7 protein-coding genes and 1 pseudogene are annotated in these 7,386 nt (G+C 74.6%); 3 read left to right on the top strand and 5 right to left on the bottom strand.

The genetic code is table 11. The features are described from left to right. Positions 1-93 precede the first annotated feature (93 nt). The 5 genes from JNW89_RS21785 to JNW89_RS21765 all read right to left on the bottom strand — a co-directional run bounded on the left by JNW89_RS21785 (position 94) and on the right by JNW89_RS21765 (position 4,625). The gene (locus JNW89_RS21785) at positions 94-1,548 is read right to left on the bottom strand and encodes an amino acid permease (RefSeq protein ID WP_238450305.1); all 1,455 of its coding nucleotides are present in this window, start codon (positions 1,546-1,548) and stop codon (positions 94-96) included. Between the two features lie 73 nt (positions 1,549-1,621). Further along, the gene (locus JNW89_RS21780; RefSeq protein WP_238450304.1) at positions 1,622-2,185 is read right to left on the bottom strand and encodes a heme-binding protein; all 564 of its coding nucleotides are present in this window, start codon (positions 2,183-2,185) and stop codon (positions 1,622-1,624) included. Between the two features lie 18 nt (positions 2,186-2,203). After that, complete coding sequence (locus tag JNW89_RS21775) at positions 2,204-2,944, bottom strand: hypothetical protein (protein WP_238450303.1); 741 nt, start codon at positions 2,942-2,944, stop codon at positions 2,204-2,206. A gap of 2 nt (positions 2,945-2,946) precedes the next feature. Continuing rightward, positions 2,947-3,729 carry an ABC transporter permease gene (locus tag JNW89_RS21770; protein ID WP_238450302.1) on the bottom strand — a complete coding sequence of 261 codons (783 nt, stop codon included), beginning with the start codon at positions 3,727-3,729 and terminating at the stop codon, positions 2,947-2,949. Continuing rightward, complete coding sequence (locus JNW89_RS21765) at positions 3,726-4,625, bottom strand: ABC transporter ATP-binding protein (RefSeq protein ID WP_238450301.1); 900 nt, start codon at positions 4,623-4,625, stop codon at positions 3,726-3,728. The genes JNW89_RS21770 and JNW89_RS21765 overlap by 4 nt, the downstream gene beginning before the upstream one ends. A 132-nt stretch (positions 4,626-4,757) precedes the next feature. On the opposite strand from JNW89_RS21765, the pseudogene JNW89_RS21760 reads away from it, so the two are divergent. From JNW89_RS21760 to JNW89_RS21750, 3 genes and pseudogenes are all read left to right on the top strand, one after another. Then, positions 4,758-5,997 (top strand): annotated as a pseudogene (locus JNW89_RS21760) (sensor histidine kinase). Then, on the top strand, positions 5,976-6,671 hold the full coding sequence (locus JNW89_RS21755; RefSeq protein ID WP_305070528.1) for a response regulator transcription factor: 696 nt from the start codon (positions 5,976-5,978) through the stop codon (positions 6,669-6,671). The pseudogene JNW89_RS21760 and the gene JNW89_RS21755 overlap by 22 nt, the downstream one beginning before the upstream one ends. A 313-nt stretch (positions 6,672-6,984) precedes the next feature. Further along, a partial coding sequence (locus JNW89_RS21750) for a hypothetical protein (protein ID WP_238450300.1) occupies positions 6,985-7,386 on the top strand: 402 nt, incomplete at its 3' end.

The following is a 7,386-nucleotide window of genomic DNA, read 5'->3' as shown; positions in this document are numbered from 1 at the left end:
CGACGCGCTCTTCTCGCTGGCCGGCCTGCTCACCGGCCTGGTGCTGGGGCTGCTGCTGGCCTGGCCCAACGCCCTCGGACACCCGGCCGGGGGTCAGCCCCGGCCGGCGGGACCACCCGGGCCGGAGGCACCACCGGGACCGGACGGGCCGCGCCGGGCCAGCGCCGAGCGGCGGTAGCCGTACAGGGCGTAGACGACCGCGCCGATCACGAACCAGACCGCGAACCGCAGCCAGGTCACCGGGGCCAGGAAGGTGATCAGCCAGACCGAGAAGAGCGCCCCCACCGCCGGCACCACCGGCATGCCCGGCAGCCGGAACGTCCGCGGCGCGTCCGGCCGGCGGTAGCGCAGCACGATCACCGCGATGCAGACCACCACGAAGGCCAGCAGGATGCCGATGTTGGTCAGCTCCGCCGCCTGCCGGATCGGCAGGAAGCCGGCGATCAGCGCCGAGCCCACCCCGACGATCCAGGTGACCCGGATCGGCACCCGGCGCACCGGGTGCACCTTGGCGAACCAGGCCGGCAACAGCCCGTCCCGGCTCATCGAGAACCACACCCGGGTCACCCCGAGCATGAAGGTGAACATCACGGTGAGGATGCCGATGATCGCGCCGACCGCGATCACGCTGGCCAGGCCGGAGAGGCCCACCGAGGCGAACGCCGAGGAGAAGCCGCTCTCCGGGTCGATCTCCCGGTAGTTCTGCATGCCGGTGAGCACCAGCGTGGCCAGCACGTACAGCACCATCGAGATGGCCAGCGAGTAGATGATCGCCTTGGGCATGTGCCGGCGGGCGTCCCGGGACTCCTCGGCGGCGGTGCTCATCGCGTCGTAGCCGAAGACGGCGAAGAAGACCGTGGCCGCGCCGGTGAGCGCCCCGCTGATGCCGAACGGGAAGAACGGCGAGTAGTTCGCCGTCTTCACGTGGAAGAAGCCGACCACGATGACCAGCAGCACCACGGCGACCTTCAGCCCGACCACGAGCGTCTCGAAGCGGGCCGCCGTTTTGATGCCCAGGGTGAGCAGGAACGCGATGAACAGGCAGAGCACCACGGCGAACAGGTCGACCACGTGCCCGTCGCCGGTGCCCGGCGCGCCGAGCAGCCAGGCCGGCAGGTCGAGGCCCAGCTCGCCGAGGAGGAAGCTGAAGTAGCCGGAGATGCCGATCGCGACCACCGCCACGATCGCGGTGTACTCCAGCAGCAGGTCCCAGCCGATGAACCAGCCCACCGCCTCGCCGAGCACCGCGTAGCCGTAGGTGTAGGCCGAGCCGGCCTTCGGGATCATGCCGGCGAACTCGGCGTACGACAGCGCGGCCGCCGCGCTGGCCAGGCCGGCGACCAGGAACGACACCAGCACGGCCGGGCCGGCGGTCTCGCTGGCGACCGCCCCGGCCAGGGCGAAGATGCCGGCGCCGATGATGCCGCCGATGCCGATCGCGGTGAGCTGCCACAGCCCCAGCGAGCGGGACAGCTGCTCGACCTCGTCGGTGATCTCCTCGACCGGCTTGCGGCGGAAGATCCCGGTGCCGTTGCCTGCGGAGGTCATCGTCGTCCCCTTCACCCTCAGTGTCGAGTCCCGCCGGGGGACGTACGCCCCAACGACGCGACCCGGGCCCCGGTCACTCGACGACCGGGAGCACGACCTCGTTGCGGCGCAGGAACCAGGGCTTCCACGGTGGGTCGAAACGGGCGTACCGGATCGCGCCGGTGGGGCTCAGCCCCGCCGCGGTGACCGCCCGGCCCAGCGCGGTGGCTCGCTGTTCGAACGCCTTCTCGCTCCACCGGCCGGAGAACCGCATGGCGGCGGCGAGCTGTGCGGGGATCTCCCGGACGGTGATCCGGGGATCCTCCGGTTCGGGCGCGGTGGCGGCGGTGAGCGTGGCCGGCAGCACGAAGCGCACCACCCAGCAGCCGGGTCGCTCGCCCTCCTCCTGCACCATCGGCGCCGTCCGCGCGATCTGCTCCGAGCCGGCGGACTCCTGCACCACCGGGGCGGTCATGCCGACCTTCCGCCGGGACCGGTTCGCCCCGGCGATGTACGCGGCCAGCGGCCGGAACCCCGCGTTGCCCGCCTCGAGGAACGACCCGTCGACGCGCAGCTCGGCGACCAGGTGGGCGGGGTACCGGCGCAGCTCGAAACCGGGGTGCCTGGCCACCACCCGGTACGGCTGCTGCTCGGTCATGGGCCACGCTCCCGGCCGTCAGGGTTCCTCGACAGCCACGCTACCGTCCGTCACCGGTTTCCTCCGGGCGAAGCGGAAGCCGGACCAGCCGCCAGTACTGCCGCCGGTCGGAGTCGCGTACCACCACGCCGAGCCGGGCCAGTTCCCGGCGCAGGTCCCGCGCGTCGTCGCGGCGGTGCGCGTCGAGGCCCGCTGCCGGGCCCGCAGCAGCGCGTCCGCGCCGGCCGGCAGCCCCGGCAGCCCCTCCACCCACCGCCGGTACGCGTCCCGGTGCGGGTCGGCCTCCTGCCACGGCCAGCCCTGCGCGGTGAACGCGGCGCGCAGCCGGTCCCCGCTCAGGTCCGACTTCTCGCGGGCCAGTTCGGCGCCGTCGGAGTCGAGCAGCACCAGCGCCCGGCCGTCGACGAAGACGGTGCCGACCGAGGCCCGGGCGACGTCCCGGGCGTGGCCGTCGCGGTGCAGCCGCACCGCCGTCCGGTCGACCGTCACGGTGAGCCGTTCCCGCGTGCCGACGTACGCGACGAGCAGGCCGGCCAGCGCCGGCAGCGCCGTCCCGCCGGCCAGCGCCGGCCGCTCCGGCAGTCCCGCCAGCAGCTCGAACCAGCCCTGAAAGGGCACCCACGGCAGGTCGGCGAGCCAGCCGGACACCACGGTCAGCGCCGCGCCCAGCCCCGCGCCGAGCAACGGGAAGCCGGCCCACATCAGCACCAGCTCCCCGACGCCGCCGTCGACCACGCTGGCGTGTCCCTCGGCGCGCACGGTCACGCCACCTCGCGGCGCAGCGTGCGGACCAGACCGGCGGCGAGCGGTGCCACCATCCAGACCAGCAGGGACACCGTGAGCCGCCCCCACTGCCCGGCGGTCACCTCGGGGCCGAAGAGCGGCTCCATGGTCACCGAGGTGTCCAGCCAGCGGGCCGGTCCGCGCAGCGCCGCGATCATCATGGCGAGGATGCTCCACACGGTGGGCAGCAGCAGGTAGGTCACGATCGCCAGCGGGGTGTTCAGCAGCAGCAGGCCGAAGGCGGCGCCCATCAGCACGCTGGTGACCTGGAGCACGGCCGCGTGCCCCAGCAGGGACCAGTCGAAGGTCCAGCTGCCCGCCCCGCCGGTGGCCCGGGCGGCCAAGGTGCCGGCGGTGGCCACCGCCAGGCTGACCGCCACCGAGGCCAGCGCGGCGAGCACCACCGCGGCGAGCTTCGCGACCACCACCCGTTCCCGGCGCGGCACCAGCGCGAAGGTGGTCAGCGCGGTGCGCTGCGACCACTCGGCGGTGATCGACAGGATGCCCAGCACCGGCAGCAGCAGCCCGACCGGCAGCAGCGACGCGGTGAAGAACGCGGTGAAGGTCTGCGCGTCGTCGTCGAGGACGAAGAGCTGCACGGTGGCGATGGCGGCGGCGATCAGCCCGATGGTGACCAGCAGCCAGCGGCCGGCCCGGGTGTCGGCGAGCTTGCGCAGCTCCACCTCGGTCAGCCGGACCAGTGACGGTCCGGGCGGCGCCGGGCGGACGGTGCCGGCGGGTGCGGTGGTGGTGGCGGTCATTTCACGGCTTCCTTCGTCGACGTGCCGGCGGTGAGGGTGAGGAAGAGCTGTTCCAGGCCGCCGCTGCCGGCGGGCCGCAGCTCGGTCAGGACGAGACCGGCGTCCGCGGCGGCCTGCCCCACCGCCTCGGCCTCGGCCCGCACCAGGAGCCCGCCGTCGGTGTCGGCGTCGGCGGGCAGGCCGGCCCGATCCAGGGTCAGCCGCAGCGCCCGCGGGTCCCGGGCGCGGACCAGGGTGCCGGTGCCGGCGAGCAGGTCGTCCTTGCCGCCCTGCGCGACCACCCGGCCGCCGCCGATCACCACCAGGCGGTCGGCGACGGCCTCCACCTCGCGCAGCAGGTGCGAGGAGAGCAGCACCGTGCCGCCCCGGTCGGCGAAGTCGCGCAGCAGGCCGCGCATCCAGAAGATCCCCTCCGGGTCGAGGCCGTTGGCCGGCTCGTCCAGGATCAGCACCCGAGGGTCACCCAGCAGCGCCAGCGCCAGGCCGAGCCGCTGCCGCATCCCCAGCGAGTACGCCCCGACCCGCCGCTTCGCCGCCGCCGCGTTCAGCCCGACCAGGTCGAGCTTGGCGGCGACCTGCCGCCGGTCGACGCCCAGGGTCCGGGCGGCCAGGGCGAGCGCCTCCCGGCCGGTGCGCCCGGTGTGCTGGGCCGAGGCGTCGAGCAGCACGCCGATCTCCCGCCCCGGGTTGGGCAGCCGCCGGTAGGGGCGTCCGGCGACGGTGGCCCCGCCGGACGTCGGCGGGGTCAGCCCGCAGATCATCCGCATGGTGGTGGACTTGCCGGCGCCGTTCGGGCCGAGGAAGCCGGTGACCGTGCCCGGCTCGCAGCGGAACGACACGTCGTCCACGACGGCGTGCGGGCCGTACCGCTTGGTGAGGTGTTCGACCGTGATCATGCCGTCGAGCCTGTCGGGGCCACCCGGTGTCGCGCTGCGGCCGGCGGTCGAGAGCTTCGTACACCGGTGGCCAGGGCGGTCGTCGACTTTGGTAGCTGTCGCCGACGCCGGACGGCTACCTAACATTGGCGGGTGAGCAGTGCCGTCGTACCCGAATTCCCCTGGCTGTTGCCGGGGGCCCTGACCCGCGCGACCCCGGTGGCCCGCCGCACCACGCGGGACTGGCTGGTCGACGGGCTCGCCTCCCTGCTCGCGCTGTGCTGGGTGCTGCTGGCCTTCGGGGACTCGGTCGGGCCGACGCCGGAGTTCGCGCTCAACGCCGGGCCGTCCTGGCTGAACGAGGTCGACCTGGTGGTCGGCGTGCTCAGCACGGCGGCCCTCTGGCTGCGCCGGCGCTGGCCGGTCGCGCTGGCCGTGGTCAGCCTGCCGCTGGCGGTCTTCTCGGTCACCGCGGCGGTGGCGCTGCTGATCATCCTGTTCACCGTGGCGGTGCACCGGCCGTTCCCGGTGGCGGCCGCGCTGGTCGGCGCGCACCTGCTGGTCACGCCCGTCTACAACAGCCTCCGGCCCGATCCGGCCCTGCCGTTCTGGGCGGCGACGGTCTGGACGGCGTCGTTCCTCGGCGGGGTGCTGGCCTGGGGGATGTTCGTCCGGGCCCGCCGCCAGCTGGTGACCTCGTTGCGGGAGCGGGCGCACCGGGCCGAGACCGAGCAGCAGCTGCGCGTCGCCCAGGCGCGCCAGCTCGAACGCACCCGGATCGCCCGGGAGATGCACGACGTGCTGGCCCACCGGATCTCCCTGCTCAGCCTGCACGCCGGGGCCCTGGAGTTCCGGCCGGACGCGCCGCCCGAGGAGGTGGCCCGGGCGGCCGGGGTGATCCGCGCCAGCGCCCACGCCGCTCTGCAGGACCTGCGCGAGGTGATCGGAGTGCTGCGCGCGGAGGTGGGCGGGGCGGAGACGCCGGAACGCCCTCAGCCGACGCTCGCCGACGTGCCGGCGCTGATCGGCGAGTGCCGGGCGGCCGGCGTCCGGGTGAGCACCGAGGACCTGGTCGTCGAGCCGGCGACGGTGCCCGCCGCGGTCGGGCGCAGCGCGTACCGGATCGTGCAGGAGGGGCTGACCAACGCCCGCAAGCACGCCCCCGGCGCGGTGGTCCGGGTCCGGCTGGGCCGGCCGGCCGGGCGACGGGCTGACCGTGGAGATCCGCAACCCGTGGCCGGTGGGGGAGCCGCCCGAGCCGGCCATCCCGGGGGCCGGCACCGGCCTGGTGGGCATCGCCGAGCGGGTCACCCTGGCCGGTGGCCGGCTGGAACACGGGCGGGACCCGGCGGGCGACTTCCGGCTCGCCGCCTGGCTGCCGTGGCCGGCGTGACGGGGGAGGGCGCACCGATCCGGGTGCTGATCGTCGACGACGACGCGCTGGTCCGCGCCGGGCTGTCGATGATCCTCGGCGGGGTGCCCGACGTCCGGGTGGTCGGCGAGGCCACCGACGGCGCCGAGGTGCCGGCCGCGGTCGAGGCGTACGCGCCCGACGTGGTGCTGATGGACATCCGGATGCCCCGGGTGGACGGGCTGGCGGCGACCGAGGCGCTGCGGGCGCTGCCCCGGCCGCCGGAGGTGCTGGTGCTGACCACCTTCGACGCCGACGACCAGGTGCTGCGGGCGTTGCGCGCCGGGGCGGGCGGCTTCCTGCTCAAGGACACCCCACCCGCCGAGATCGTCCAGGCGGTGCGCCGGGTGGCGGCCGGAGAGGCGACCCTCTCCCCGACGGTGACCCGCAAGCTGATCTCCCACGTCACCGCCGGCGGGCCGGCCGGCCCGGATCCCCGCCGGGAGCGGGCGCTGCGGCTGCTCGACGGGCTGACCGGGCGGGAACGGGAGGTGGCCGTCGCGTTGGGCCGGGGCCGGACGAACGCGGAGATCTCCGCCGAGCTGTTCATGAGCGTGGCGACAGTCAAGGCGTACGTGTCGCGGCTGCTGACGAAGCTGGAGCTGAACAACCGGGTGCAGGTGGCGCTGCTGGTGCACGACGCGGGCCTGGCCTGACGACCTCTTCCTCGCCCTTCGGCACGCAGTCATTTTTGGTTGTATCACCGATGAGAGTATCGGCGGGATCGACACCCATCACCTGGGGCGGCTGCTCGCGCACCGGGCCCGGATGCCCGGGGCCGACGAACGCGTCGAGCCGGTCGTGGTGTCCCGGGGTGGGACGGCCGTGCAGGGCGTACGGGCCCTGTCGGCGGAGGACCTCCTCACCGCGTGGCGCGATTGAACTTTCGTCCGGTTCGGGCCGTACCACTGGCCGAGGATGCGCTGCGGCGATCAGCCGCAATCGCTGCCGAGCTGCGGGAGGCCTGCCGTGCGAGTTGGTGAGCAGTCGACGGATCCCATCGATCAGATCCTGGGCGAGGTGCCGGTGCCGGCGCCGCTGACACCGGAGGACGTCCGGCTCGCGGTCCGGGCGGTGGTGGTGCACGCCGCCGAGGAGTGGCCCAACGGGCCGCTGTGCCGCAACGACGGCGCGTCGTACCCGTGCCGCCTGCACCGCTGGGGCCGCCGCGTGCTGGAGACGCACGGGCTCAACGAGCGTCAGATCGACGCGCTGATCCGGCACGGCAACCCCTTCGTGCACGTGCCGTTCCCGTTCACCTTCAACGGTCCCGCCAGCGCCCGGGCCGACCGGCCGGCCCCGGTCCACCCAGGCCGTACCCCGACCGACCGGCCGGCCCCACGGCCATCCCGACGCGCGGCCAGACCGGCC

The sequence above is a fragment of the Micromonospora sp. 4G55 genome (genome assembly GCF_016803375.1).
The sequence above is the reverse complement of the archived record's forward strand: the minus strand, read 5'-3'. Positions and strand labels throughout refer to the sequence as shown.